Below are 25,567 nucleotides of genomic sequence, written 5' to 3'. Positions count from 1 at the left end.
GGTTAAATACGATTAATAAATGATAAATAAATAACGATGACAATAAACATGAACACGGTTCTCGAATTCTATGAAGCCATTCGGGAAGAATATGGTAATCCGATATTAAGAACCGTTAATAGTCAGGAAATTCTGGACGGTAATCCTGTAGCAAAGAATATATATATTGCTGTTTATGGCGATGGAATGATAAAAAGCAGAGGCTTTGACATGTATTTATTTATATGAAATAAAATATGGAAAAATTACCCACGCAAAAATAAAGCAGGCATTTAAAGAAATCGGATTTACTGAGGGGTTGAACATCTTGAATCAAGTAAAAAGAAATGCAGATCTGGAAGCGCTGGATATGGCCTATTATCAGTTAGATAATGGGTTTGAAGCAAGTCTGATCAGGTATCTTCAGAGTGCCTGGGATGACCCTGAATTTATGGTGTACTGTGATTCAATTTCGTTTAAGCAGAAATAATTTATTGAAATCCTTACAAGTTTTGAAGAATCATTAAAATAGATAATGATCTGCCAATTAAAATACATTAATACATATTACTAAAACGATGAACTACAAAAAAGAAATTGAGATAGAACTTAAACATAAATTTGATCCTAAGGACACAGGAAGTTACGATATAGATTCCTTTGATGTAGAAGTAACGCTGGACTTGCACGAAGAGCTTATTGTGGAAGATGTTACTTTTCAGGTTGCCCTGCAGGAAGTGAACTTTTTCAGCTATGAAGATGAATCGGATATTGATGCTTTCGACATCTATCTGATGAAATCTGATGACAAATTCGGACAGCACCAGGCTATTATTGATCAGACGACCGCACTTCCAATGACAGTTAGCAACCAGAAGAAACTAAATTTTTCAATTCCCATTTTTTCATCTCCTGACGGGCATCAAAACTTTTTAGACGTTATCAAACAAGCTCCTGATCATATTCTTGATGATGAAAGAGAACTTGATCTGCACATTACATTTTATCTGAACCCTGACAAGTCCAATGAGAATTATGACTACGGAATTTTTAAAATAGCCAATCCGTTTTTCGCATCATAAACAATGTATACCTATTTATTTAAAAAGAAACTAAGATGACACGAGAAGCCATACTTGAGCAGCTTAAAAGCTCTAAATTCAGCGATTTTGCCAATGGAATAGAAAATACCGAAACATATTTCAAAGAAACTGGTTATGATGAGCAGTTATTTGAAAATGTACTTACGGTTTTTACCTATCATTTAGATCATAAACATGAAGAAATTGAAGCAGCCTATGAAAGATTCGGAAAAAATTTTCGATTATTTTTTATTGTTGTAAAAACCCATGAAGACGCATCAGACATGTTTTCACGGGGACAAATAGAAGGATTGTCCACATTTTTATCCAATTTTAAAGAAGGTAAACTAGATATTTCCGATTACTTTCTGGCAACGGGGTTCATCTACCAGATGGCTGCCCAGTCATGCCATAATGTAATGAAGTTTGTAGACAGGAATGAATATCCGGAGGAGTATGAAGCGTTAGAAATGTTCCATTCCGTATTCGGAGAGCTTTGGAAACTTCAAATGACGGCCCAGGGAATTATCCGGGAAACAACAGTCTGGGATGATTATTCAGCGATTTACCTTTTTAATAATATACTCGATAAAGCGGATTTAGAAAGCCAGTCGCGTATGATGGCAGGTTTGTCCGCTCATGAAGGGAACACAAGAATCCAGCAGAAAATAGTCAATAATTATATGGAATCTCTTGATTGGGAAGTGAAAAAATTAGAGGCTCAAAAAAAGCAGGTAGAAGGAGTAAAGGAACGGATTATTGAGTGGTTTCCGGCTTAAACATTAACCAATCTGCCCGAAATAACAGACAGCATATGAAATACAATTAACACAATGGAACAGATAGAAGAACTTAAAAAATCCAACGGAATATTAAAATCAGCTTTAAATGGTATTCGTGAAAAAATAACAGGTGAGCTGGTGAATGTCCTCAATGGGAACGCCATTTCAATGCTTCCGGATTTTAAGAAAGAGGATATTGCAGCCCATAATTTTGAATACCGCCACGAATGGTTTTCAATGGTATTTTTCGGCTCCAATTCAGCTGGTTTGACCATTACAGAAAAAATTGACTTCCTGAGGAATGAGCTGAACGCTTATTTTTCAGAGTCAGAAGAGTTAATGGACATTGTCAGTGATCTGGAAGATGATTGTGAGGATGAGGAAGAATGGGAAGAAATGAGGGAGGAATATGAACAGGAAAAGTATGAAATTTTTGATGATTGGTTTGAATCATGCTGGATAGAAGCCCAAAAATTAACAGGCTGCAGCGTACCCACTTATTTGTCAATTGATGAACTGGATTTTGGAGTGGAATTTATTTCCTCAGACAGTGTTGAGATCAATAAAAACCAAACTAACATAAGACGGTATATCCATTAAATAATAAGTTTTCTGAATTGCATCAGGAAAAAATAAGGACTAAAAATAGAATGAAACCAAGACAGTTTACCAAATATAAAAAATTAGGATCGCCCGGTGCCTCGCCGGGTTCACCAGACAGAATGCTGACGAGCTATCCGGCAGAAGCTTTGGTGGAAAAAGATAAAAAATACACTGAACAGAAGATTTTGATTCCGGAATTTTCTGTTCCCGGAATTCTCGCAAAACCTGAAGGGGGAAGGCCTGATGTTCCATTTTATGGCATTCACGCCTGGTGCGTCAGTTTTTCCAATGTACATAATCTAAAAAACTCATTCTGATGGCAGGTGGACATTATATTTTCAGCATTTATAAAGCGTCGGGCAGTACACGGTATTTTGTATTGCGTACAGAGCGGCCAGCTTTTAATAATGCATCCCAAAGTGAAGAAGATGAAAGCTGGGAAATAGAATCTACGCAGCGTTCCCGGCTTCTAAAATCAGTCGGAGACCGGGAAAACTGCACAGATTTCGAACGCATCGGAGAACTACATGGTTTTCCGGTTGGTGATGTTTTTTACTCAGATTCCGGGCAGTCACAGATTCCTGTGTATTATATGCATACCGATTTCGGAAAACCGTGGATTGTTTTCGGAACAGCCGGTTCCGAAGAAGAATTTTTAGCCGAACTAGGGGAGGACGATGAATTGCAGGCCCTGAATCCCATAGGAAAACCCATAAAAATTGAGGCTTGCTTCGTTATCCAAAATGATTTTTAAGATCTGTTTGGAATGAAAAGTTTTATCTTAATCTGATGCCCTGTTTTTATCCGGATTAAGAAGTGGAAGTTTTCAGAATATTAAACCGGGCATTGTCTTAAAGTGTTAAGGTTACAAAAATCTTAGATTTTTTCCTTAATTCATCTTAAGATTTAAAGGATCTTAATGTTTTAAATAAAAATTAACATGAAAACCATTTATTTTAGTGACATACAATATGTAATCGGGCAGGCGGTAGATGCTGTTTTTGAAAAAGATTTATATCATGCCTATAACATCCGGTTTAATGAAATAAAAGAAGAGATCATGGGAAGAAATGACCGGGATCTTTTTTTTCAGAGGTTCAGGGAAAGTTTGAAAATTACATTGAATAATCTTGAGAAAGTGAGTTTATTTCAGTTCTTTTTTATAGAAGATTTGGCCCCGAGTGATAAGAATGAAGAACTTCAGGAAATATTTTTTCTGATGTGGAATATTTTCTTTCCGGGAGAAAGCTGGCAGGATGAAAGCTATCAAGGTATTTCTTTTGAAACAGACTATGAAAGGTATCTCTAATTTTAGAAACATTCAAGGGAATAAGCAGATAAAAATAAATGAAGGCCTGGCCTCTGTGTAAAGGATCCTGACTTTGAGCCTATACACCCAAAAAAAATTGTAAAGTATGCTCTGAAGTCATGAGACTTCGGAGAGCGGGGACTTCAGAGAGCAGAGGTAATTTATGATTGTTCAAAAACAACTTCAGTGTCTAACTGCCTGAACAGAAAACCGGTTAAATGACTTTCTTCAATGGCATTTTTCACTTTTTCATTGCATATTAAACCAATACCAAAAGCCGGGGTAATATCGAAATATTCTTTCAGCTTCAATGTTTTCAGAACAATATCCCATCCATCTTTCTCTGTATCTAATTTCCTGCCTTTCATTTTATAATCCTCAAAATCCTCAATCGGAATGATTTCACCATATTGCTCTTCAATAGTTTGATACTCCATAAATACAGATGCTTTCCAGTCTGTTTTACTTTTGCCGCCTATTTCATACCACAGGAAATTATAGCTGTGCTTTTTATCCTGCTCGTAAATGGAAACCGGATAAATAGTACCGTTAATCCTGAAAGAATCAAAAACAGATTTGGCCTTTTCGCTGATGAAAATTCCGGAGTTAATGTTAACAAAGTTATTGGTGACAATATCTGTGAGTTTGGAACCTTTCTGAAAAAGGAAATTATTCAGATCCGGGATATCGTCTTCAGATTTCCATTGCCTTATTATTCCCCATTGTGAAGCCCTTGCTTCATGAAAATTAATTTTTAAACCTTTTACCTGAGGATATTTGCCTGTTACCGGCAAATCTGCATTGATGATAATCTCAAAATACTTCATAAGTTACTAGTTTTTCAGGGGATTTCTGCCTGCTGCTGATAGAGTCTTCTGACTTTAGGAGAGGCAGAAATTTTTATCATTATTTTTTTTATTTAATCTAACTGATATCTTTCATCTTCCTTTGGGGGTAATGGATACTGTAAGTAATCCAAAGAATATTTTTCTTTTTGGGATAATTCATTTTGTATTTCTCCAAGCCGGAGCGCATATTTAAAGATAAATTCTTTGCCAGTATCCTTAAAATCAATTTCCACAAAAGGGACTCCTTCTTTAAGTTCTGCACAGGCACAGATTTGTGTATTGTTTTGAGTATTAAACCAATGGGTAAACTGTATTACGGCAATATCTGCATAAAAAGCGCTGCTTATTTTCATTGAATTAAATATCAAGTCTGTAAATGAATTCTTCAATTTCCATTTGTCTGGCATTGGCAAAACCTTTGTCAGTACCGATTTTTACAAAGCCGCATTTTTCAAGAACCTTCTGTGAGCCCATATTATCAAAGGCAACACGTCCAAAAATAGGTCTTGTTTTTTCAATCTTAAGAAAATCTTTCAATGCTGTTGTGGCAATACCTTTTCCCCAGAAAGCCTTATCAATCCAGTACGTGATTTCCGCATCACCTTCCAATACAAACTTTGCTATGCTTCCTACGATAACAGTATCGGCAATAATGGTCTGGTTGTTCACGGTAGGATCATTCAGTAATCGGGTATATTTGGCCAGATAGGCTTCTTTATTGGCAGAGTCCTTTGATGTAAATGCTGCCAGATGACAGGCTTCATCATCAATCTGGAACTGATAGAGAATATCTAAATCAGCAACTGTTGTCGGCCTGAGTTTTATTTCGTATTTGCTATCGCTCATCTTAATGGTTGATTAGTGGATTTTCAAATATAATTAAATATTATGATCAGGACCTATATTTCAGGTGTCGTGTTTTATTAAAATGGTAAGAGAGGGTTTATAATATTAGGAACCACACGAAAGGATTCGTGCGGTAGCGGGAACTCGCACTTGTATACCAAACATTCGCACTTATAAACCCAATATTCGCAGTTATAAGGTTTAATTTGCTTTGCCTGTGGAGTCATTCTAATTTTAATAAAAACTATAAATTATTACAATTTTTTAAATTTTATTTATTATGAAAAAAAACATTACATTTTTCTTAGCCATTTTATTTACATTGGCTTCAGGAACCAAAGTTTTTGCGCAAACTTCTTTCAGTATTATGTACCAAGCAGAAGGAACTACGCCTAAACCATCCATAAAGGTAACAGCAGAATACGACATTACTACGTGCTATTTAACAACACCACCTAGTTCCTGCGTCTCAGGTCCTTTGCTGTCTATAAGCAAGTATATTAGCAATGGACAAACAGCCTTATATGTCAGTACTTCTCCTAACCCTCTCGAATCATATACTATTCATAAGCTGAGTGTAGGGTGGAGTGTTGTTGATCCTGTTAATCATCTTGTTTATAAAAGAGAATATACTTTTAATCGGGAACAGATTTCAGATCTGAGTATTACAGGTGAACTGTCTGTTAATCTAGGGAATGATATCATTCGTTTAAAACGTTCTACTACTGTTAGTCCTAATGTTGTTTATACCGTTGTATTGAATAAAAATCCTTAAGCTAAAATAGTATTTTCCAAAAAACAAAAAAGTCTCACATTGATGGTGAGGCTTTTTTTACAACATTTTCATTGCCAGGTGAGAGTTCTTTGGTGTCAAATAGATCCCCCGCTGTGCAAAGTCAGGAGACTTCGGAGAGCGGAGTGTTTATAATATTAGAAACCACACGAAAAGATTTGTGCGGCGGCGGAGGTTATCCTTCTAATACTTTTGCAAAAATGATGTTGGCATCATACAAAGAATCCAGGCTTCCTATGTGCATGATGTATAAAAGAAGGGCCGTGGGAGTTTCTTTTTCTTTTAACAGCCTAAGTTCCGTTACGAAATCATCTTCCGAAGTTATATCATTAAATATTTTTTCAATCAAATTAATATTAGTGTGAACGGGATTTATGTGCTCCAGTACCTCTTCCAGTTTTTTGTTATTAATTTTTTTTATTCCGTTTTCTACTTTTACGTCTATCATGTTTAAAGAATTTGTGTGGCAGCAGAGTAGTGGGTTTATCCCAAAATATCTTTGTAATCAATTAATCCCTCCAGAAACTCAGTAAAAGAAGGTACCAGAAATTCTAATTCTCCAGTAGAATAATAAGCATATATGGAACCATAATTCTGTTCCTGCAAAGACATACAGATATTACCTCCTCTAATTCTGCCTATATTAAAATAACCATCATCAAGAATACCATCATTGAATTCGTTGTGTTCTGAAAAGTTTGATTTTCCATATTTTAAAGAGTAAATTTCAAATACATTGATATCATCGTCATATTCTCCAAAGAAAATATCGTTAGATTCAAAATAAGCACCATTGTTTTTCAGCAAAAAATCTTTATAATCTTTTGGAAATATTTTCCCTGTTTGATTGGTGAGCTCACTGATTTCGTTTTCGGTAATAAGCTTATTTTTAATTTTTATATCTATCATTTTAAATGTACTACTTTTTTAATTTGAAACCTGTTTAAGCTTTTTAAGAGGACTGTTCAGTTTTATAATTTCCTTTATTGCCTATACTTGCTAATATTTATATTTTGGAAAACTTAATAAAAATTTTTGAGTATCTTTCATCAGCTGGTCATCATTTCCTGTAATAAATGGCAGGAAATAAGCCTGTAAAATTATCATTGTATTTCGTATGGCTGTTTTCATGTCTTCTGCATTAGGCCAGACACTTAACCGTTTTGCCAGGTGCAAATGAGAGCTTTTCAAATTTCTGGCTCCTAATGCAACAGCAATATTAATCCTTATTTCTTCACTTTTATATGAAGTAAAATCTAAATCTGTCGCACCAAGACCATCATCTGACAACAGCAATGTACATTGAGGGAAAATAATCTCTGCAAAAAGATCAAGATCATCATCAATTATTGTGTAAGACATTGGCCATACAAATTCTTTCATGATTTCTTCTACCAATGAGGTACTGAAGAATCCTTCTATTTCAAATTCTTTTTCGTCCATTTTATGTAAAGGATTAAAAATATTCTACTGCAAAGTCTCATTCAATTATTTATAATATTTTCTTCTTTCCTCAAAAAAAGTTTTCCATTGAGGATGCTGTATCAGATACTCATGATCATTTATATCTTCATACTCCAGAGAATAGATAAAGCCTTTCTCATACAGATACGCTGCAAATTCTTTCAGCTCTTTTTCTCCTTCTTCAAAAGAGCCTTTATAGGCCATACTTAATAAATAATCTTCTTCTACATCTTCTATCAGCATATTCGAGAGACAGATATAAATTTCCCAGTATTTATTTTCAACCGTTACATTACCATACCCATCATCATGGAAATTGATCTTCTCTATATTTTTAAAATGAGGAACTATTAATTCTTCTATTTTTTTAAATGATGTTCCCGGTATAGAGCCATTTAAAGTAAGGCTGAATTCAAAATTATTATTTTCCATTCCTTAAAATACTTAAAATCTCCTTATTTGATTATCTTTCATTAATAAAATGATCCAATAGCTGTTCTTTATTCATCTTTATTCCATGGTTTGTAATACCAGACCCCTTCTAAAAACAGCATATATCTGCCTGTCTGATATTCCCCGTAGGAAAACAGGTAGATCATTTCATTTCTTATGAGATAATAAACTTCCAGTCCTTCTTCAGATGTATATATTTCATTGTACGAGTTGATCAGGTTAAATTTACTTTCTTCAATTACCTGATCAAAACTTTCAGCATCTATTTCTTTTTGTAATGCTCTTAATGGGCTGTTGTAAAAATCTGTTACGGTGACTTTTTGATCGTCAATGTTAAAAATCTTATGCAGGCATTTTTCTTCATCTCCGTCAAATAATTCCTGTTTGGTCTGGCGAACGTCAGCTATATTTTTACCATCTTCAGGAGGAAAGGGGTAGTAATCTAATGTAAAAAATCTTTATTTTCTTTTTCTAAATGATGTTGTATACTTCCCAGTTCGTAAGTGTACTCAAAAATTAACTGAAATGGAGTTTCTTTAAAATCTATTGTAACGAAAGGTGAGCCGTCCAGTATTTCATCTGTATGCTCAATATAGGTGTTATTTTCCTGGTTGAACCTGTATGTAAATTGCTCTACTGCCGATGGGGCAAACATTATCTTTTTTGCTTTCATTTTTTATATTTTATCTGTTTCCATTGATTTTGCATACGGAAATATCTTGTGAGCTGTTAGTGAAAGTGCTGCATTTGCTGCTGAGAATAGAAATGATCTGCAAATTGTTTTTTGTATTGATGATACAGGATTATCTCCATGAATTCATGGTATAATTTGAAAAATTGACTTTCATATCCTGTATCCTTTCTTCAAGGGCTTTAATACCCGTACGTAAGTATTTTTCCCGTTCAGAATCGTTCAGAGTATATATAATATCAAATCCCGGGGTTGGAGCAGGAATTGGAACTGATAATTGGATAGTATCATTTTCCTCAAAAACATAATATTCCCATTCTTTTTCTTCTAATAATTTTCTTTTATTCATGGATAAGTTTAAAAAATCAGATCAATTAAGTTTCCTGGTTACGGAGTATAGTTATTTTCAAATATAATTAAATATTGTTATCAAAAATAGTTCTTTTAAATGTGGGAAGGTTTCAGATTGTGTAAATCAGATAATTATTTGTAATGTTTTGATATGAAATATTTTAAACTTAAAATATTCAGGTTGTATTTAGATTTTCAGAATGACTTTGTATCTATTTCCGAATAAAATTGAGGACTGGTTTATAATGCCACAAATGCACGAATGAAAAGGATTCGTGCATTCGCGGCGATAAAAAATTAATTCTCTTGTAGATTATGCAGGTTTTTCACCAACATCTGTGTTATTGAAAATCCCGTTTCTCCAATACTCCGTTTTTATATATTTCCGTATAGATCAGCTGTCCTTTTTTCCTCGTATTGATGATAGATTCTCCGGTTTCTTCATTATATTTCTGGAGCAGCTTATAACATTTCCATTCTCCAACGGGTAAACCATTCTTATACTCTGCCTCCAGGTAAGTATAGGGATCTGTAAATTCCGGAGATAGTTGTGAGTCTACCAATCTGTTGGGTTTGAATTCTGTCCATTTTCCTTCTCTGATGTGGTTTTTCACCATGCCCTGTTCTTCATCATTTTTATAAAGACCATCCTGATCATAATACCGGGCAAATTTTCCGGAGGGTAAAATCTGGTATTTCTGTAAAGGTTTTAAGGTAAAAGGACTCTCGGAAAATTCATAATCCTGGAGGGAAATGATATGGTTTTTATCAATATTAAACAATGTATGGCTGGCAAAACCCATTTCTCCTTCATGATGAAGATATATTCTCTTCATATCAAGAGGCTTATTGTCCTTTGTTGAAATCAGATATATTTTTTCAATAAACGGCTCTGCGTAACGAACGGTATTATAAACTGCCATAAAGTACAGAGAATACTCTCCATGGCAAATGAAATGGGATGCAATCTTAATGCGGTCATATTTTTCATTGACGTCTTTGCTGAATGGCAGAAAAACATCATACTGTTCGGGAAGTAAGATAAGATCTTTTTTGATGGGTGTTTCAAATTTTAAGGCATTGATTTCCTTTAATTTCTTTACATCCTGCAGGACAGGCAGAACAGCATCGGCGGTCATGCGTTTTGAAATATCTGAATATCCAAAAGGCAGGGCTATACAATCCGTTGTACTGTTGCTGAACGGGATTGACTTTTTCCCTGGTGACTGTGGTTCCCTGTTTATTACTTTGTTTTCCGTCTGAGCTGTAGTGCAGCTGAAAAAGAGGAAAAACAAAATGGTAAAAGAGATATTAATTTTAGGCATATATATCTGATATTGGGGTGAAACCGTGAACATGCAGGTGATTATTATGTCTTGGAGTAGCGGTATGCGTGGTATGGGGCAACCGTGTGGTGGCATTGTCTTCAGTGCTGGGATTTGAAGGGTTGGAAAAATTTTCTGACCGTCCCGATTCAAATCCAAATTCATAAAGAAGATTCCGAAGCGTTACCTGACTGTCATAATCAAAATTCGCTGCGGTAAGGACCGTATTGACTCCATCCTCCTGAGTCGTTAATAAATTCAGGTCTCCTGCTTCTCCGTTTACATGCTCTGCACTGGGATAACACGATGCATCAGAATAGGAAAAGCCCTGGGATACAATATAATGATTGTTTCCAGCCTGTCTGAATTGTGCCAATGCCCCCAGGAAACCGGAAAATAAATCCGGCTGAATACTTCTTCTCCTGGTATGCTGGAATCCATATCGGATGATAACGCCATCCCGGTTATAGTTGAATGCCTCAAAAATTTGTGGCCCAACGCCTGCATTTCCTATAATATCCATATTGATCAGTTCTACTTCTCCCGGCTGATTGGCATACCATTTATCGGTGGCTCCATCACCAAGGGTTCCGTTGGAATATACCAATAGCTGATGGGCGTCTATACTTTCTCCGGCATTTCTGTTCGCGGTAAAATCTATGGTCTGCAAAAGGTTTCCTCTTTGAGCCAGCGGTGGAACCGTATTCACTCTTCTTTTCCTGGTTACAGTTTCTTTGGTTCTGGAACAGATCCTGTGTTCATTATCATTTTGATCATAATAAAAATAAATAATCTCGGTAGAATGATTACTCACCACTTTCTGGATCCTTCTTCTTCTTTCCGGATTTGTACTGATTACGGCTAAAGTATTGTAAGTATTATCACCATGATGAATGTTGTATATCGTCTTATTGACCAATCGGAACCTTCCTCTGTCATCATTCAGGAAAATACCGGCTCCGTTTACTTCTTCCTGTCCATCTCCGTAGGCACAGGGATTATTGTCCGTTCTTTCTACTGCCACTTCCAGATTAATGCTGCCATCAGCCAGTCTTTCGGTCCATTCATCAAGAGTGGCTCTTGAGTCAGGTCTCAGCTGCAGTTTAATTATGGCTTTATTGATGTGATCGCTTTGTAAATTAGTATAATGATTATGAGCTCCTGCTCTGTTGTTCAGGGCATCAAAATTTCCAACCTGTACAGTAAACAGTCTTTGTGCCTCATATCGGTTGGGGGATATGAAACGCATTAGCTGTAATGTATCTGTATTTCCGGTTAACGTATTTGCTGAAGGTCTTATGGCCACATCTATACTCAGGCTGGTCATATTGCTGGTTTCCAGGACCAGATAGACCGTTTTTCCTAGTACAGCGTCGTAAGGAATCGGCTGGTTCAGATGGTCCTGCTGCACATGGGCAGAGTCAATTTTTGTGAAACTTACTCTTGTTCCATCGTTTGTGGTCACTTTTTTGGCAAAATAAACGTCAGTGATACGCTGTAATGAATCATCGGGAGTATCCGGAGCCAATGGACCGTTTAAAGTTTGGGTCTGTCCGGAATCTGTTATAGTAATACGTGTTGCCATTTTAAATTTTTCTTTTTTAAATACGGGAATTACCCAAATAATAAAAATATACAGCCGGGATGGGATATCCCTTCGCCGGATTGTTTATCTTCCCGTGGCTGCATTTCTTCAAGCCATCCTGTTTTTTATACTTCTTCATAGCTTATTTCTTTTATATGATAGATGATCTTCTTCTGGTAGTTTTCCCCCAGTGAAAATTCTATGGTAAGCTTATGTTCCAAAACTTCTTTGGTGGTAAAATCCAATAACATCTGTCCTTTATATTTATCCAGTTTAGGAGCATCTGTTTCAGCGTTATAAGTGATTTCCTTTCTTTTCATTTCTCCATAAAACATTTCCCTGTTTTTATCTGAAGGAATAGTGCCGGTATACTGTAAGAGTAATAATTCATCATCATAACGCATGGCTTCTGTTTCTACCGTTTCGTCTATATCTATTATGGTATTGGCCATAAAATTAGAGTAACGGGTGCTGTACTTTACCTGATTTTCCTTTTCATATGTTCCATAAAATTTATGGAGGATCATTCCGAAATGATTGTTTTTTAAAAAGTCTTTACATACTAAATTTTCTTTCTGGTAAAAGTCTTTTAAAAACCGATAAAAATCTTCAGCCTTTTTACCTACATAGGACCGGGAGAGCTTTTCTATCGTTTTTTCTGCTTTATCCTGAAGAACAGACAATCCCTGTATATTTTTTAAACGGCCATATTTGTCTGTTATAAGGACTACCTCATCATTGATGTCTGCAATTCTGGCTAAGAAATCTTTTTCAGACAGTGACAGTTCCTTATCCCGGTGAACCCTGTCAAAAATTTCTATATGGTATTCAAATTTTTCTTCTTCTAAACGCTTCAGCGTAACATGAAAATTTTTATTGAGTTCGCTTCTGTGCGTATTTCCGTTGGTGGTGGTATACTCATTACAGGAATAACGGTAAAATTTTTTTCCTTCAGTAAGGTTTACTTGAATATCTATGGGAAATACTGGCTCCATAATTCTCTACTCCTTATTTTACTCAAAAACTACTTTTCCTCCGGAAGAAACCCACTGGTTTTTTTTGTTCCACGATCCGTCGCAGTCCTGCTGCATCTGTTTAACTATTTTTGCTTTTTTTAAATCAATAATCGCACACGTGTAGTTTTCGTGAAGGGTACTGTCTTTGTCGCTTTCATGCACATAATCTTTGATGATGGCATCCACTACTACATAATTGGCATTCGGGGACAGGGAAGTAAAGAGCTCGCTTCCGGTACCTTTGTATTGATTTCCCTTATCTATTTTTATACGCTTCTTTTTATTAATAATATAGAGGTTGTACCATAGCTTCATATCCTTGTTGTATGACGCATAATACAGGGATACATTATTGTTTAGCGTAAGAAGGGTATCTTTCTTTACCGTTTTATTCTGTCCATCATGATTCCGGGGGGAAGCCATATTCCCACACGTAATTAAAGTCACTGAAATCATCAGCAGGGTTGTCATTTTTTTCATGATAAGTTTGAATTATTTTTCATTTTTTCATACCGTTTATCCATATCGGTACCTCTTCTTTTATTACCATAATCATCAAGAATCTCCTGTTCATAGGTGCTGTGCATATTTCCCCATTCGCCGGGATTTCTCGATATTTTTCCTAATTTTTCACCTTCTTTCCTGTTTTTATTTTCTTTGTCCGTCTGGGCATCTTTTTTAGCAAAAAACCTGTTTAATGCAGCACCGAAATCATCTTTTACAAATCCGGGCCTGTTAATATGGTGATCCAGTGCGGTGGCCTTTCCTAATTTTGATTTTAAGTAATCTGAAAGTTTATAGGAATGTCCCGTTGGCACTATAGGCATAACCACTTCTTTTAATCTCTTGATAAAATCAAGCACCTGCTTTTCCTGAAATGTTTTATCAATAACGGCGTTGACGATGGGCTGCAGAGGTTTGGATTCTACCGTTTTTCCAAATAAAGATTCTTTACAGTTTTCCCTGATTTTAGCGGATAGGGTATTGCCTGTAATTTTTTCCGCTTTGGAATCTGCCGGATCTTTATAATACAAAATCCCGGAGTCAACCGTCCATCCGCATGATACAAACAGCTCTTCATATTTTTCAGGATACTGGGCTTTAAACTCTTCAACCTGTGTGGTAAATTCACCTTTTCCGGTATGATCCACTGTTTTCTGCATTGCCCCTGCGGTTAATATCATCTTTTCACCGGAGAGATCCCAGTCATAGGACTGAACGGAGTCCAGCTTGCCTTCATTCTCAGACATTCCTACCAGTATAGCCTTTTCTTCAGCGGTAATTTTGCTGTCTTCAATCAGGGTGCCCCAGTCGGCATAATTTTCAAGTTTCTTTGTGCCCCAGTAGGCGGGCCCGTATTCACCACTGTACCGGGTACAGATGATCGTATATTTTTTTCCGCAGTCACAGTACCTGATCTCAAATCTTTCGCTGTCGTTATTCAGAAACTCATGGGTGTCATCCGGAAACTTTACTTCATCTTCTGTTTCTTTTACCTCGGCTTTGAAATATAAGAAGGCGTTTAAATCATCCCTTTTATTAAGTTTTTCGATCAGCTTATTTAAATCTTCATCACTTTTGGGACGAAGTGTTATTTCTTTGGAATAAACCAGTGTTCCGTTGATGCTGAATTCAATTTTGCTTTTCTCTTCTTCTCCATCTAAAAACTTCACCGGATTTTCATAGACGTTTTCTGCGTTTTTCAGTTTATTTTCGTGGATCTCAACAGAGAGTTTTCCGCTTGCTCCTTCACAGTTGGCTACCACCCAGACTTTCTTTTTAATGGTGGTGCTGTTGATCTGCTCAAAATCAAAATCAGGGGTGCCATCTGCTTTCTTTGCCTGTACTTCTTCTTCCCAGGTGATTTTCACTTCTTCTTTTGCGGCTAATCTTACAGAATCTTCTTTATCGGCCCGGATGTTCCTTCTTCCTTTTTTTTCATATTTCTTTTTTACATCAGATACCAGCCCTCCTTTTTTTACAGGATAGGTTTCTTCTTTAGTTTCCCAGATCATTTTAGGAACCTGTTTTGCAAAATATATTTTCACCACATTCACTTCATGATCCACCTGGTGCGGCACATCATAAACTTTTTGATTGGGATTGGCAGAATAATCATCTTTTTGTTGTTCGTCACTCATAACCTTTTATTTTGAGCTGATTAGTAAAAATCATCTGATTTATTATACTTTGTTTCCAAGTCTTTCCTCACTTTCAGTCTTAATTCTGAAGGCAGATCTTTCAATCTGATGTTCAGATTATCATTAATTCTGCATTTTCCATCTTCACCACAATAGTATTTGATATGATACAGATACTTTTTGCGGCTATACAGTATGATGAATGAGACTTTTGTATCATTATCCCAATTTCCGCAATACGTAAAAGGGATGAAGACAGCCTGACTTTTATTTACTGTATAATTAGAGATATTCTCTGCTTTTAAATTAATTAAGCCCGATTGTGCATCAGGATAATCATAAACTATACTATCGCCGTAATTTTTATTTTTAACAACAGCACTGATCATGGTTACCACTCCGTCAAATCTTTCTTTTTCCCCATTACACGGATTGATCACCTTCACGGTCAGTTTACTGAATCCCGTTCCGTCTTTAAAGTTTCTATTGACAATCAATGAATCCTGGTAATACATTTTCAAACTGTCATGAGCAGCTTTTTGCCCACAAACAGAGATCAAGAAAAATAATATGAAGCCAGTAATCAATTTTTTCATTTTTTGTAATAAACAGTTAAAGTTTTGATCTTCATATTTGTAATTCAATAGGTTAATTTTACAAATCCTTAAAGGATGTTTTTAGCCTGTAATGTATTAATTCATTTAAATACAGTCCTTTGATTGGGAAAGCAAAATTGTTTTTAATTGCATAAAACTCTTCCGGATAGTATGTTTTTCTGACTTCAGAGTTTAAATTTGTTAAATTAAATTTTTCATTTTTTAAGTTTGCTTTAAAGCTTTTTATATTTTCTTTTGCATAGTTCAAATCTTCTGTATTTCTGAATTTTGGATAGCTGTAATAATTTCCGTCTTTATCTCTGAACACCCCATCATATTGATATTTCTGATGAAAATAATGATTGTCTTTTTTATTTTCCGAGAGATAAAGAATTGCAAAGTCTCTTTCTGAAAATGCAGGTTTTCCATAATGATCATAGGCTACAAATTCAATAGTGTCATTCGGTAAATTATTGAAGATGTTTTTCACTATCTTATATTTACAACGATATGCCTTATCCATTACAAAATGCTGTTTAATAACACGTACTGAATCTCCGGTTTCTTCATCAATTTCTTTTCCTGTAATCTCGTTATTGATATTAGGATCAAATTCTTCAACTGAAATTTTCTCTCCTATAAATGCATAAAGATTGATAGAGTCATTTATACTTCCAACCGAAATATCCTTAGACGCATTTACAGATGAATGACAACTAACGAAAGCAGGCAATAACGCTAGAATTACACTACGAATAACTTTCATCTCTAAAATTTAAACATTCTAAATCACTGTTTACTTTTCTAATTCTAATTCTTATTTGTTTAAGAATGATTGATAATAAAATTTTTATAATTTTTAATAATAAAAAATGACACTCCAAAAACTAAAAAATTAAAAGGAATAGCACTTAAAATAGCCCAGCCGCCCCAGGTTAACCCATAAAACATATCCGAAAATATTTTTTTGAAAAGATCAGATCCCTGGGGGAAGTAGCCTGCGCTCATATCAAAAAGAGACCACAACAAACCGGAAAAAACCAAAGAAAGCACAATCCAGACTGCATAAAAAATAAAATAGAACATATTGCTGTGAGCAGTCTTTCTGTTTCCTGTCAACAGCATCGTTATCATAAAAAAAACAGCAAATACCATAATAAATGAATAAGGATGTGCCCAATGATAGGCCGTTCCCAAAGGAGAACCTACGACTTTATCAACCAAATTATTCAAAATAAAATACAGTACTGATGCAGCGACAAAAAATGTCGTACTGCATACAACAGTATAGGATAATCTATTCAATTTCGTTAGGGGAAGCATAAAATTCATGATATACATTTAAATATTTTACATCGGTATACAAATTAAAGTCCATTCCTTTTTTATAATCTTTTCTCCATTCTCTATATGATTTGTTCTCTATGGTATAGAAAGTATCCTTGGTAACTCCATATGGATTTACCGATACTGTATTCTTTTTAGGCGACCAGTCACCCAGATATTCATCTTCTGTGATAAAATCGAAACTGTCCTTTATATAAACTCCAATTTTTGTGATCTTAACCAGATAGCTGTTTAAATTCATTCCTAAAGGTGACTTCCAGTTTTTACGTGTAATGGTTCCAAATGCAATGACTCTGAACTGGCAGCTCGCCAATGCTCCGAATAAATCGTCCAAAGGCTCCATTGAAAAAGGATTTTTGCTGATATTATAGGAAACACTCTGATAATAAAACCGTTCAAATAATGGCATTATTTCCTGGGCTTTTTTTCCTCCTAATTTAGGCTGTTCAATATCATTAAACTTCCGGATGTCATTTCGGGATACTCCAAAATTTACCGTTTCGTTATCTTTTTTAGGAAGCTTTAAGCCTACATCAGGATTTTTTGTCATTTCTTTAATCCTTTTTTTCAGAAGCTTTAAAGCATTTTCAGATTTCCATTTAGTTGCAATAATTTTATCATATTCAGTCTTCATTCTGGAATAGGATATTACCCAATCCATGGAGAGTAAATCAACTTTAGGATCAACTAACCAGGGTTTATCATTTTCATTGCCGTTAAACCATATTTCCTGCAGCATTTTAGCTTTTGTCCAGTTCAATGCGCCTTCTATTTTAGGAACAAATTCAACGACGTGAATTTTGAGATGATCGGTTTCCTGCGGAAGTTCATAGGTGGTGCTTTCTAGTTTAATTTCCGCATATAGCTGTAATATGCTTTCCCCACCTTTGGTAAACAGATCTGCTGTTAAAGGGACTTTGATGTAATTTTTTTCATGAGCGACCGTGTATTCTTTTTCATATACATTATCATCATTTAATGGGCCTGAATCTAATTCATATATTGTAAATGTTATCTTTTTTCCTACAGCTGATTTATTCACTTCAAAATAAAAACGTAACTGATCATCACCGTAAGGGTGCAGCTTTACTTTTTGATTATTCTTATCAACCCAATACCCTGAAATAATGATTGGTTTATCATCAATACTGGAAGCTATACTTGCAGCCTTCGGAATTGGTGAAGCAACAGCCGCATTAAAATCAGGAGTGCAATTGATGTAAGATTCTTTTACCAGAACGGTCTGTTCCTGTATGATGGAGGTTCCCAGGTTCTGCCATGGACTTAATTTGATCACGCTCATGCAGGGTGGAGGAGACATGTTTTTGGCGGGCCATTTCGGGTGTCCGCAGGTTCCTTTAAACTGAAGGTTTACCATGTTGTTTCCATCGCCCTTTGTGGCAAATAGCTTATCCTGAAGATTTATTTCATTGGAGGTAACTTTCAGCTCTCCTGGCGCCTGAGCATAAGGACAGCTCAGTTTGGCTCCATGCATTACCATCTCTCTCTTTTCTGATGGAGAATCTTCGCTGGATTTTTTCTGCCGTTCTGCTCTTTTTTCAGAAAGCTTCCGGTCATGCGCTGAAGTCTTTTGCTCTTCCATGTGTTCATATTTTGGATTTGGATTCAATTGCTGTAGCTGTTAACAACTGAAAATTTACTTTCATCACCTGTAGTTGGCTAGCCTTTACTGACTTTAACGTCTTTTCCTCCCTGGAATACGGCCAGTGTGGTTCCTCTAAGTTTTAAATCACCTTTAGAGGTCTGTATATCGGCTTCTCCGGCAATGCTTTTAAATTTATTGCCAGTGCTTTCCGTCTGATCTTTTCTAACCGTAACACTTTTGTTTTCTGAGATCTGGGTGTATCTTTTGGTGATCGATTCGGTGTGGTCATTGCCGATATTGATGGTGCTGTCCTGCCCGATTTTGGTGGTCATGTTCCTTCCCACTGAAATATGCATGTCTTCTCCGGCTATAAAGGTCATATTCTTTGGAGCTGTCACCTGGATATTGCCCTGTCCATCCATAAAATAGGTGTTTCCGCTTGGGTCTTTAATGGTTACACTTTTGTCCGCATCGTTCATTAAAACCCTTATGCCGCTTCTGGTCTGTATAGATTTCAGGTGATTGTCTACGCCTCCGCCCAGGCCTACCTGTCCGTGGAACATTCCGCCCATGGCAAACGGAAAATCGGGATTATGGTATTCAAATCCTACCATCACCTGATCGCCAATCTCCGGAATGGCTACAAAGCCTCTGTTTTGGGTAATGGCATCTGTTCCGCCTGCATCGGGGCTCATCATTCGGATAAAATGGGTGGTATCATTCAGCTGCCAGTCGAAGCGTACCTGTATTCTGCCCTGATTCAGTGGATCTGCATTGGAGATCACAGTGGCTACCTGCGGTTCTGCATTGGGCATTTCAAAATCAGGTTTAGGCATAAAGCCGGTTCCTTCGGCGATGGCTTCAAAGGTCCCGGTATAGTATCCTCTTGCATCCACTTCGTGACTCACCTCTGTGATCATTAAGGTGGTAAAATGTGAGGTTTCATTGCTGTCTGTCTTTCTCATGGCTAAATCTGCCACGCAACCGATATATAGGAACGGAACGGTAGTCTGCCCTGTAACGGTAAAAACCTCTACGGCCTTACTTCCCCTTGCGCTTTTCTGGGAATCATCCACATCGAGGAACATATTGGGGTTAACGGGCGTAGGGGTGAGAGATCGGGTCGTGAAAATTGTGTCATTCAGCTCATAGGCTCTGGATGATAATTCTCCCAAATGCTGTATACGATCATCGGAACCCACCATTTTGGTATGGCTGCTGCTGTTGTAGCCAAAGTATTCCGGTTTGGTGTGAACAGCTTTCAGTTCAACCATCACATCAGTTACATTGCTTCCATACATCAGCTGGATCGGTTTTTCAGAAGAAGGAAGCTTTCCGAAATGAAGGATTTCGCCGTCATAATAAAACTGTTCTCCATAAGCTTCCGCAATCCTTGTAAGGTAGTTGTAATGGGTTTCGTTGTATTGGGAGCTGTAGCTGATATAGCTTTTATTCTGGGTGTCTATTCTGAAATCGAATTTATTGGTGCCTAACGTTTCTTTAATAATCCGGTTGGCAATAATATTGGTATTCACTTCCTGGCTTCCTCCGAAACTCTGGGTATGCGGGGCCGCATCCATCAGAATCGTGGGGCTTTTTCCTTTCAGGATAATGTTTCCCAGGCTCATTTTTTCCTGGCTGAATGCCACTTTGGTAATGAGGCCCACAAAGGTTCTTTCGGGGCTTTCATCTTCGGCATCTTTATATCTGAAGACAATGGTGATTCTTTTTCCCAGAAACTTCTGGGCCTGTGCAAGATTGTGGTTCTGCACTTCACCCAAAGAATCGTGAGCCAATACCAGTTCAAAATCATGGTGCTTTCTTGCACTCTGTTGTAAACGAAAGTGTTTAAAGTGATTGATAGCCCTGCCCTCAACCACAATGTCCAGTTTTACCACCCGGTTGATGCCCGCAATGTGGTTTTCTGACACTTTATCAGAATTTGAGGTGTTTTTCATAATATTTTATGCGTTTTTTTTGGTATTATATCACCTAATTTAGATAAAAAATAGATTATGAAATGTAATTTTTCATTAAATCTGTAAAATTGTAGTAGAACTACGATTGTAGTATTGAAGACCATACGAAAGGATTCGCGCGGTAGCGGGGAAAAAATTAAATAGAGGGAGAGGTTGGATGGGAGTTTTAGTGATAAAAGAGGTTTTTTAATAAGGAGTTATGGGGTGTCTAAAATACTGCTGTCCGAAGTCAGGAGACTTCGGACAGCAGTATTTCTGTAATTACCGGAAAAACTTTAAAAATTAGCGGACAAGAAGATAGATTCCTGCACCAATTGCGGTATAAGCCACCACTGTAATAATATCAGCTATGGGTTGTGAGAATCGTTTTTCTGCAATTTTCTCGGCATTAATCTGGTTCTTATGGAATTTCAGTGTTTTTTTAGGACTATTAACAGGATGGGCCACCAGACTGTCGCTTTCCCAGCGGTCAACGATTATTTTATAAGATCTGCCATCAACGTCAATTTTAAAATTCTTGTTAGGGACAAGCCTTTCCCGGATATTCATAGGCATAGGTGCCTGTTTTGGGGTCTGGCTTAGAGGGTCAGCAGGTGCACCTTTCATTTCCGCAGCAGTAGTATTGGCAAGAGCTGCCTTCTTTTTCGCTTCCGGCCTATTATCGGACACCGGATCTGCTTGCTTTTTTACCTGGTAAGTATAGCAGCTGCTAAGGGAAAATAATATAATGATGAGATAAAGATTCTTTTGCATTAGTCAAATTTAAGAATTAAACGGAATATTTAGGATTTTCTTTTGAAAAGATGTTTTTTTGCTTTGCTTAATATTGTTTAAATTTAAAAGTTCTTTTATGAACTCTCCGGAATAACAAACGAGCTGATCCCGTTTTTCTTAAAAAACTTCTCAAGAAATTCCGGATATAATTTTAACTGCTCTACACTCAAAACACAGGTTGTTTCTTTATTTTCTATGATCGACAGTGCCCAATAAGGCGGGTTGCCTATGAATGGGTTAATATCTTTATAATATCCATTAGAACATAAAGCATTTAAACGATTGATAAGTCTGACATTCATTATATTATATTCAAAAGGCTGTTTGAAAAAATCAGTCACCAGACTGCTTACAAATTCATAAAATTTTTTAACTAAAAATATGCTTTTACCGCCCTCATTATTGTTAAAAACATAGGTTTCTTCATTAATCCCTTGTATAATAAATGTGATGATATCATTTTCTATACAATACCTGTTATTCCATTTTCTATAATCATCATTGGTTTTATTTTTAATCAGATGATTATTCGTCCATCTGTCTTCGATGATGCAGATGGCCCAGTAAAAAGGCATTTCGGTTGTGATGTGGTATACATCCTCATAATTTTCAGGAGTATTGAGCATATTCAGAAAACGTTGATGAAATTCATTATCGGGTAATGGTTCTTCAAAAAAATCTGTAATTATGGCAGATACATGTTCATAATACTTTTTTCTGAGAAACTGGCAATCGTTTTCAAATTCGTCTTTGTATAGGTATATATCTTCCATTTTCTTCTATTTTAGAAAAGATTGATTCAAGGGTATGCTGAATCCTGAATTTACAGCGGTTACTTAGTTTAAAGGCGGGTGCAAAATAACAAAAAATCTCTGCTGCACACCTGATTATTAAGATATTTCTTCAAAAAGATAAAAAAAGATAAGATAAAGGCAGAGAAAAATAAATATGACTAGGTGAAAGTGCCTAAAATACTTAATTTTGTGACTGAAATATATTCTTTCACTTTCTTTTATGTATAAAACTAAACTAATAATCGCTGCTGCATTCTTGTTTTTTATATCTTCGGGTTCTTTTGCACAGGACAGAACGATTGATTCTCTGAAAAAAGCATTGCAGAACCCCAGAATACATGATACCACCAGGCTGATGAGCATCGCCACGGTGATAGACCAGATACCCTCCAATGATAAAAGAGCCCAGGAACTGAATGAAATGATGGGCAGGCTGGCTTCAAAAAACTTAAAAAATACAAATCCGCAGGATCTGCACGTAAAATATACCCAATATCTGGCTGCCTATTATTCTAACTTAGCCGGGCAGTATACCATGAAAAGAGATGCGGTGAAAACGGTTTCCTATATAGATAAAAGTATGGCACTGTTTAAATCCATCGGGGCAGATTATGAAATGAATTATGTGTTGGTGAGCAAAGGAATTTTCTATTCCCAGATTAATGATAAGGAAAAAGCGATACAGTGTCTGTTCACCGCATTAAAATATTTTGAGAAAAACCCTGAAGAAAATCAGGAAGGCATTTCCTATGTAAATAATACACTGGCAACCCTGTACGGAGATCAGAACATGTATGACAAAGCCATTGCCTATTCAAAAAAAACCATTGATTATTTTAATTCCAAGAAAAAGCTGGCCGGAGAAGATGAATACCGCCTGAGTGAAGCACTTATAAATTGTGGTACATTTTACCTGTCTTCAAAAAAATATGAAGAGGCTCTCGGTTATTTTAATAAAGCGCTTTTCTATTTTAAGAAAATAAATAATGGCCCCTACATCAGTATAAGCCTGAGTAAAATTGCTCAGGTAAAGATGGAGCAGGGGAAATATACGGAAGCTGAAACTTTTCTGAAGCAGGCCCTGGAAAATAATGATGATGAACTATCGAAAGCCAATGCCTATATTAATTTAGGAGATCTGTATTACCGGCAAAAAGATTTTATCAGATCTGAGAATTTTTTATCAGAAGGTTTTCTCATCGGTAAGAAAATTAAAAATTTACAGCTTCAGGAGAACGCTGCAGGTTTGCTTCTGAAAGTCTTCAAAGAAAATAATAATTTCGAAAAAGCCCTGGAAATCTATGAGTTCCAGGCGAAGTTAAACGATTCCAGCAAAACCGAAGCTTCTAAAAATGCACTGGCACAGCAGCAGCTTAAGTACAGCTACGAGAAAAAAGCATTAAATTTAAAGCTGGAGGCCGAAAAGAAGGCTGCCGCCAAAAATAACTGGCTGATTGCACTGTCGGGAACCCTGCTGCTCGTATTGCTCGGGGGCTATTTCTATTACAGGAACAACAGGCAGAAACAGAAAATTACTGTCCTTGAAAAAGACAGGATAAAGCAGAAGCTTTTGCTTTCACAGATGAATCCTCATTTTATTTTCAACTCAATAGACAACATCCAAAGTCTTATCATCAACCATAAAGAGACGGTTGCGGTATCCTATCTGGACAGTTTTTCCAAACTGACAAGGCAGATCCTTGAAAACTCTAATGAGAATTATATTTCGCTGAAAGAAGAGGTGGATATGATTGAAAATTACTTATCCATACAACAGCTTCTTTATAAAGACAAATTTGATTTCAGCATCAATATTGAAAAAATATCTGATACAGAATCCTTTTTTATACCACCAATGCTGGCCCAGCCGTTTATAGAAAATTCAATTAAGCACGGGATGAGAAATAAGGCTGAAAAAGGAATGATTGAAATTGTTTTTTCGTTAAAACAGGAAAAATTATTATTTGAAATAACTGATAATGGTTTGGGCTTCAATCATGAAAAGAAACAGCATGGTCATAAATCAATGGCGATGAATATTACCAGAGAACGCCTCCTGAACTATACCCAAAATAAAAATTTTGAAATTATATCAGAAAACAGGGTAGATGCCGAAGGAAACCTGAAAGGAGCGAAAGTTATGTTTAAAATACCTTATATTTGTGAAAACTAATTGAAGCATGTTAAGAGCCATCGTAATTGATGACAATGAGGAAATCAGACAGAAGAACAGTACTCTGATAAAAGCCAACTGCCCCAATATTACCATAATAGGACAGGCAGATTCGGTAGATTCAGGGATAAAAATAATCAGGCAACTGTCCCCCGATATTGTTTTTCTGGATATAGAAATGCCTGACGGTACCGGTTTCGACTTGCTTCAAAAGCTAACTCCCATTACATTTAAAGTAATATTCATTACAGGATACGAAGACTTTGCCATAAAAGCCTTCCGTTTTTCTGCAATCGACTATTTATTGAAACCACTTAATGCCGGCGAATTGGTTGAAGCAGTAAGAAAAGCAGAAGAGTCATTGAGCAAAGATGTTTTTGATATGAAGCTCAGTAATTTGTTTGCCAATCTGGAACGTCCTAAAAACCTTCAGAATTTAATCCTGAAAACTGCGGATAAGATCTATTCTGTGAACATCCAGGATATTGTAAACTGTGAATCCGATAAAAATTATACCACCTTTTATTTCATCAATGCGCCCAAACTTGTGGTTTCTACCAATCTGAAGGAATATGAAAACATGCTGACACCGTTTAATTTCTTCAGAACACATCAGTCCCATCTGATTAATATGGCTTATTTTGACCATTTTATCAAAGCTGATGGCGGGAATACAATTATCATGAAAAACAAAACGGTTATTCCGCTGTCTGTAAGAAAAAAAGATGACTTTTTAAGACTTCTTGAAAATACTGTAAGCCCTTTTTAAATAGCCGTTCCATTAATCAATAACCTCTGTAAAGCTGCCATGGGTTGTTGCTGTGGGGTTCAGCTTATCAAAAAGTAACGGATGTCATGATCCGTATTTTTCCTCCCAAAGACCGCATTTACTCACCTGCTTATTTTCATAATGGCAGTGCTATACCTTAGATATATTCGGAGCTTAACGAATTTCCTTCAATTTCCTACGAATGTTCATTCACTGAACTCTGAAAAAACTTTTGTTTTATTTTTGAAAAGTGCTTGAGTA

General features: G+C 36.2%; 32 protein-coding genes. 11 read left to right on the top strand and 21 right to left on the bottom strand.

The window, feature by feature from the left end; genetic code table 11:
* Positions 1-48 precede the first annotated feature (48 nt).
* From AOB46_RS02225 to AOB46_RS02190, 8 genes are all read left to right on the top strand, one after another.
* On the top strand, positions 49-228 hold the full coding sequence (locus tag AOB46_RS02225; RefSeq protein ID WP_131724297.1) for a hypothetical protein: 180 nt from the start codon (positions 49-51) through the stop codon (positions 226-228).
* A 79-nt stretch (positions 229-307) separates the two neighbouring features.
* Entirely contained in the window at positions 308-469 is a 162-nt protein-coding gene (locus AOB46_RS23270; protein ID WP_157845027.1) for a hypothetical protein, read from the top strand.
* A gap of 88 nt (positions 470-557) precedes the next feature.
* Positions 558-1,061: a hypothetical protein gene (locus AOB46_RS02215; RefSeq protein ID WP_062696398.1), complete on the top strand. Its 504-nt coding sequence runs from the start codon at positions 558-560 to the stop codon at positions 1,059-1,061.
* 35 nt (positions 1,062-1,096) lie between these two features.
* A complete protein-coding gene (locus tag AOB46_RS02210) occupies positions 1,097-1,840 on the top strand; it encodes a hypothetical protein (RefSeq protein WP_062696397.1) in 744 nt (247 codons plus the stop codon).
* A gap of 54 nt (positions 1,841-1,894) precedes the next feature.
* Positions 1,895-2,443: a hypothetical protein gene (locus AOB46_RS02205; protein WP_062696396.1), complete on the top strand. Its 549-nt coding sequence runs from the start codon at positions 1,895-1,897 to the stop codon at positions 2,441-2,443.
* A 50-nt stretch (positions 2,444-2,493) separates the two neighbouring features.
* The gene (locus AOB46_RS02200) at positions 2,494-2,763 is read left to right on the top strand and encodes a hypothetical protein (protein WP_062696395.1); all 270 of its coding nucleotides are present in this window, start codon (positions 2,494-2,496) and stop codon (positions 2,761-2,763) included.
* Entirely contained in the window at positions 2,763-3,200 is a 438-nt protein-coding gene (locus AOB46_RS02195) for a hypothetical protein (RefSeq protein WP_062696394.1), read from the top strand. Before AOB46_RS02200 ends, AOB46_RS02195 begins: the two co-directional genes overlap by 1 nt.
* 186 nt (positions 3,201-3,386) lie before the next feature.
* Complete coding sequence (locus AOB46_RS02190) at positions 3,387-3,755, top strand: hypothetical protein (RefSeq protein WP_062696393.1); 369 nt, start codon at positions 3,387-3,389, stop codon at positions 3,753-3,755.
* A 161-nt stretch (positions 3,756-3,916) separates the two neighbouring features.
* Here AOB46_RS02190 and AOB46_RS02185 read toward each other — a convergent pair whose 3' ends face one another.
* The 3 genes from AOB46_RS02185 to AOB46_RS02175 all read right to left on the bottom strand — a co-directional run bounded on the left by AOB46_RS02185 (position 3,917) and on the right by AOB46_RS02175 (position 5,449).
* Positions 3,917-4,582: a hypothetical protein gene (locus AOB46_RS02185; RefSeq protein ID WP_062696392.1), complete on the bottom strand. Its 666-nt coding sequence runs from the start codon at positions 4,580-4,582 to the stop codon at positions 3,917-3,919.
* A 92-nt stretch (positions 4,583-4,674) separates the two neighbouring features.
* On the bottom strand, positions 4,675-4,956 hold the full coding sequence (locus tag AOB46_RS02180) for a hypothetical protein (protein WP_062696391.1): 282 nt from the start codon (positions 4,954-4,956) through the stop codon (positions 4,675-4,677).
* Positions 4,957-4,960: 4 nt separating this feature from the next.
* The gene (locus tag AOB46_RS02175; RefSeq protein ID WP_062696390.1) at positions 4,961-5,449 is read right to left on the bottom strand and encodes a GNAT family N-acetyltransferase; all 489 of its coding nucleotides are present in this window, start codon (positions 5,447-5,449) and stop codon (positions 4,961-4,963) included.
* 280 nt (positions 5,450-5,729) lie between these two features.
* Here AOB46_RS02175 and AOB46_RS02170 point away from each other — a divergent pair, with 280 nt between their 5' ends.
* Complete coding sequence (locus AOB46_RS02170; RefSeq protein WP_062696389.1) at positions 5,730-6,224, top strand: hypothetical protein; 495 nt, start codon at positions 5,730-5,732, stop codon at positions 6,222-6,224.
* 193 nt (positions 6,225-6,417) lie between these two features.
* Here AOB46_RS02170 and AOB46_RS02165 read toward each other — a convergent pair whose 3' ends face one another.
* The 18 genes from AOB46_RS02165 to AOB46_RS02080 all read right to left on the bottom strand — a co-directional run bounded on the left by AOB46_RS02165 (position 6,418) and on the right by AOB46_RS02080 (position 22,343).
* Entirely contained in the window at positions 6,418-6,690 is a 273-nt protein-coding gene (locus tag AOB46_RS02165) for a hypothetical protein (RefSeq protein ID WP_062696388.1), read from the bottom strand.
* A 35-nt stretch (positions 6,691-6,725) separates the two neighbouring features.
* Complete coding sequence (locus AOB46_RS02160) at positions 6,726-7,151, bottom strand: SMI1/KNR4 family protein (protein ID WP_062696387.1); 426 nt, start codon at positions 7,149-7,151, stop codon at positions 6,726-6,728.
* 90 nt (positions 7,152-7,241) lie between these two features.
* Positions 7,242-7,685 (bottom strand): hypothetical protein, encoded by a 444-nt coding sequence (locus AOB46_RS02155; RefSeq protein ID WP_062696386.1) that lies wholly within the window; start codon positions 7,683-7,685, stop codon positions 7,242-7,244.
* A gap of 45 nt (positions 7,686-7,730) precedes the next feature.
* On the bottom strand, positions 7,731-8,138 hold the full coding sequence (locus AOB46_RS02150; protein ID WP_062696385.1) for a hypothetical protein: 408 nt from the start codon (positions 8,136-8,138) through the stop codon (positions 7,731-7,733).
* Between the two features lie 463 nt (positions 8,139-8,601).
* Positions 8,602-8,832, bottom strand: a complete 231-nt coding sequence (locus AOB46_RS02145) for a hypothetical protein (protein ID WP_062696384.1) — start codon at positions 8,830-8,832, stop codon at positions 8,602-8,604.
* A gap of 130 nt (positions 8,833-8,962) precedes the next feature.
* Entirely contained in the window at positions 8,963-9,199 is a 237-nt protein-coding gene (locus tag AOB46_RS02140; protein WP_062696383.1) for a hypothetical protein, read from the bottom strand.
* A gap of 343 nt (positions 9,200-9,542) precedes the next feature.
* Positions 9,543-10,526 carry a hypothetical protein gene (locus AOB46_RS02135; RefSeq protein WP_062696382.1) on the bottom strand — a complete coding sequence of 328 codons (984 nt, stop codon included), beginning with the start codon at positions 10,524-10,526 and terminating at the stop codon, positions 9,543-9,545.
* Positions 10,519-12,111 (bottom strand): hypothetical protein, encoded by a 1,593-nt coding sequence (locus tag AOB46_RS02130; protein WP_062696381.1) that lies wholly within the window; start codon positions 12,109-12,111, stop codon positions 10,519-10,521. Before AOB46_RS02130 ends, AOB46_RS02135 begins: the two co-directional genes overlap by 8 nt.
* 125 nt (positions 12,112-12,236) lie before the next feature.
* Positions 12,237-13,106, bottom strand: a complete 870-nt coding sequence (locus tag AOB46_RS02125) for a hypothetical protein (protein ID WP_062696380.1) — start codon at positions 13,104-13,106, stop codon at positions 12,237-12,239.
* 18 nt (positions 13,107-13,124) lie between these two features.
* Positions 13,125-13,607, bottom strand: coding sequence for a hypothetical protein (locus AOB46_RS02120; RefSeq protein WP_062696379.1), 483 nt, complete (start codon positions 13,605-13,607; stop codon positions 13,125-13,127).
* Positions 13,604-15,268, bottom strand: a complete 1,665-nt coding sequence (locus AOB46_RS02115; RefSeq protein WP_062696378.1) for a hypothetical protein — start codon at positions 15,266-15,268, stop codon at positions 13,604-13,606. The genes AOB46_RS02120 and AOB46_RS02115 overlap by 4 nt, the downstream gene beginning before the upstream one ends.
* 20 nt (positions 15,269-15,288) lie before the next feature.
* Positions 15,289-15,864, bottom strand: a complete 576-nt coding sequence (locus AOB46_RS02110) for a hypothetical protein (RefSeq protein ID WP_131724296.1) — start codon at positions 15,862-15,864, stop codon at positions 15,289-15,291.
* 58 nt (positions 15,865-15,922) lie between these two features.
* On the bottom strand, positions 15,923-16,630 hold the full coding sequence (locus tag AOB46_RS02105; protein WP_131724295.1) for a hypothetical protein: 708 nt from the start codon (positions 16,628-16,630) through the stop codon (positions 15,923-15,925).
* Between the two features lie 59 nt (positions 16,631-16,689).
* Positions 16,690-17,196: a hypothetical protein gene (locus AOB46_RS02100; RefSeq protein WP_131724294.1), complete on the bottom strand. Its 507-nt coding sequence runs from the start codon at positions 17,194-17,196 to the stop codon at positions 16,690-16,692.
* On the bottom strand, positions 17,162-18,814 hold the full coding sequence (locus tag AOB46_RS02095; protein ID WP_062696374.1) for a DUF6402 family protein: 1,653 nt from the start codon (positions 18,812-18,814) through the stop codon (positions 17,162-17,164). Before AOB46_RS02095 ends, AOB46_RS02100 begins: the two co-directional genes overlap by 35 nt.
* Positions 18,815-18,891: 77 nt before the next feature.
* Positions 18,892-20,775: a type VI secretion system Vgr family protein gene (locus tag AOB46_RS02090; RefSeq protein ID WP_062696373.1), complete on the bottom strand. Its 1,884-nt coding sequence runs from the start codon at positions 20,773-20,775 to the stop codon at positions 18,892-18,894.
* 303 nt (positions 20,776-21,078) lie between these two features.
* On the bottom strand, positions 21,079-21,549 hold the full coding sequence (locus tag AOB46_RS02085) for a hypothetical protein (protein WP_062696372.1): 471 nt from the start codon (positions 21,547-21,549) through the stop codon (positions 21,079-21,081).
* A 95-nt stretch (positions 21,550-21,644) separates the two neighbouring features.
* Positions 21,645-22,343, bottom strand: a complete 699-nt coding sequence (locus AOB46_RS02080; RefSeq protein ID WP_062696371.1) for a hypothetical protein — start codon at positions 22,341-22,343, stop codon at positions 21,645-21,647.
* 241 nt (positions 22,344-22,584) lie between these two features.
* Between AOB46_RS02080 and AOB46_RS02075 the strand changes: the two genes are divergently transcribed.
* Both AOB46_RS02075 and AOB46_RS02070 read left to right on the top strand, forming a co-directional pair.
* Complete coding sequence (locus AOB46_RS02075; protein WP_062696370.1) at positions 22,585-24,537, top strand: tetratricopeptide repeat protein; 1,953 nt, start codon at positions 22,585-22,587, stop codon at positions 24,535-24,537.
* Between the two features lie 7 nt (positions 24,538-24,544).
* A complete protein-coding gene (locus AOB46_RS02070) occupies positions 24,545-25,306 on the top strand; it encodes a LytR/AlgR family response regulator transcription factor (protein WP_062696369.1) in 762 nt (253 codons plus the stop codon).
* Positions 25,307-25,567: the final 261 nt, after the last annotated feature.

The organism is Chryseobacterium indologenes, assembly GCF_001295265.1.
Taxonomy (GTDB): Bacteria; Bacteroidota; Bacteroidia; order Flavobacteriales; family Weeksellaceae; genus Chryseobacterium; species Chryseobacterium indologenes_A.
Note: the sequence above shows the minus strand (reverse complement) of the source record. Positions and strands in the feature narration are given on the sequence as shown.

Coding starts and splice junctions, on each gene's coding strand:
- AOB46_RS02225 (WP_131724297.1), top strand. CDS start 49: ATGAACACGGTTCTCGAATTCTATGAAGCCATTCGGGAAGAATATGGT.
- AOB46_RS02215 (WP_062696398.1), top strand. CDS start 558: ATGAACTACAAAAAAGAAATTGAGATAGAACTTAAACATAAATTTGAT.
- AOB46_RS02210 (WP_062696397.1), top strand. CDS start 1,097: ATGACACGAGAAGCCATACTTGAGCAGCTTAAAAGCTCTAAATTCAGC.
- AOB46_RS02205 (WP_062696396.1), top strand. CDS start 1,895: ATGGAACAGATAGAAGAACTTAAAAAATCCAACGGAATATTAAAATCA.
- AOB46_RS02200 (WP_062696395.1), top strand. CDS start 2,494: ATGAAACCAAGACAGTTTACCAAATATAAAAAATTAGGATCGCCCGGT.
- AOB46_RS02195 (WP_062696394.1), top strand. CDS start 2,763: ATGGCAGGTGGACATTATATTTTCAGCATTTATAAAGCGTCGGGCAGT.
- AOB46_RS02190 (WP_062696393.1), top strand. CDS start 3,387: ATGAAAACCATTTATTTTAGTGACATACAATATGTAATCGGGCAGGCG.
- AOB46_RS02185 (WP_062696392.1), bottom strand. CDS start 4,582: ATGAAGTATTTTGAGATTATCATCAATGCAGATTTGCCGGTAACAGGC.
- AOB46_RS02180 (WP_062696391.1), bottom strand. CDS start 4,956: ATGAAAATAAGCAGCGCTTTTTATGCAGATATTGCCGTAATACAGTTT.
- AOB46_RS02175 (WP_062696390.1), bottom strand. CDS start 5,449: ATGAGCGATAGCAAATACGAAATAAAACTCAGGCCGACAACAGTTGCT.
- AOB46_RS02170 (WP_062696389.1), top strand. CDS start 5,730: ATGAAAAAAAACATTACATTTTTCTTAGCCATTTTATTTACATTGGCT.
- AOB46_RS02165 (WP_062696388.1), bottom strand. CDS start 6,690: ATGATAGACGTAAAAGTAGAAAACGGAATAAAAAAAATTAATAACAAA.
- AOB46_RS02160 (WP_062696387.1), bottom strand. CDS start 7,151: ATGATAGATATAAAAATTAAAAATAAGCTTATTACCGAAAACGAAATC.
- AOB46_RS02155 (WP_062696386.1), bottom strand. CDS start 7,685: ATGGACGAAAAAGAATTTGAAATAGAAGGATTCTTCAGTACCTCATTG.
- AOB46_RS02150 (WP_062696385.1), bottom strand. CDS start 8,138: ATGGAAAATAATAATTTTGAATTCAGCCTTACTTTAAATGGCTCTATA.
- AOB46_RS02145 (WP_062696384.1), bottom strand. CDS start 8,832: ATGAAAGCAAAAAAGATAATGTTTGCCCCATCGGCAGTAGAGCAATTT.
- AOB46_RS02140 (WP_062696383.1), bottom strand. CDS start 9,199: ATGAATAAAAGAAAATTATTAGAAGAAAAAGAATGGGAATATTATGTT.
- AOB46_RS02135 (WP_062696382.1), bottom strand. CDS start 10,526: ATGCCTAAAATTAATATCTCTTTTACCATTTTGTTTTTCCTCTTTTTC.
- AOB46_RS02130 (WP_062696381.1), bottom strand. CDS start 12,111: ATGGCAACACGTATTACTATAACAGATTCCGGACAGACCCAAACTTTA.
- AOB46_RS02125 (WP_062696380.1), bottom strand. CDS start 13,106: ATGGAGCCAGTATTTCCCATAGATATTCAAGTAAACCTTACTGAAGGA.
- AOB46_RS02120 (WP_062696379.1), bottom strand. CDS start 13,607: ATGAAAAAAATGACAACCCTGCTGATGATTTCAGTGACTTTAATTACG.
- AOB46_RS02115 (WP_062696378.1), bottom strand. CDS start 15,268: ATGAGTGACGAACAACAAAAAGATGATTATTCTGCCAATCCCAATCAA.
- AOB46_RS02110 (WP_131724296.1), bottom strand. CDS start 15,864: ATGAAAAAATTGATTACTGGCTTCATATTATTTTTCTTGATCTCTGTT.
- AOB46_RS02105 (WP_131724295.1), bottom strand. CDS start 16,630: ATGAAAGTTATTCGTAGTGTAATTCTAGCGTTATTGCCTGCTTTCGTT.
- AOB46_RS02100 (WP_131724294.1), bottom strand. CDS start 17,196: ATGAATTTTATGCTTCCCCTAACGAAATTGAATAGATTATCCTATACT.
- AOB46_RS02095 (WP_062696374.1), bottom strand. CDS start 18,814: ATGGAAGAGCAAAAGACTTCAGCGCATGACCGGAAGCTTTCTGAAAAA.
- AOB46_RS02090 (WP_062696373.1), bottom strand. CDS start 20,775: ATGAAAAACACCTCAAATTCTGATAAAGTGTCAGAAAACCACATTGCG.
- AOB46_RS02085 (WP_062696372.1), bottom strand. CDS start 21,549: ATGCAAAAGAATCTTTATCTCATCATTATATTATTTTCCCTTAGCAGC.
- AOB46_RS02080 (WP_062696371.1), bottom strand. CDS start 22,343: ATGGAAGATATATACCTATACAAAGACGAATTTGAAAACGATTGCCAG.
- AOB46_RS02075 (WP_062696370.1), top strand. CDS start 22,585: ATGTATAAAACTAAACTAATAATCGCTGCTGCATTCTTGTTTTTTATA.
- AOB46_RS02070 (WP_062696369.1), top strand. CDS start 24,545: ATGTTAAGAGCCATCGTAATTGATGACAATGAGGAAATCAGACAGAAG.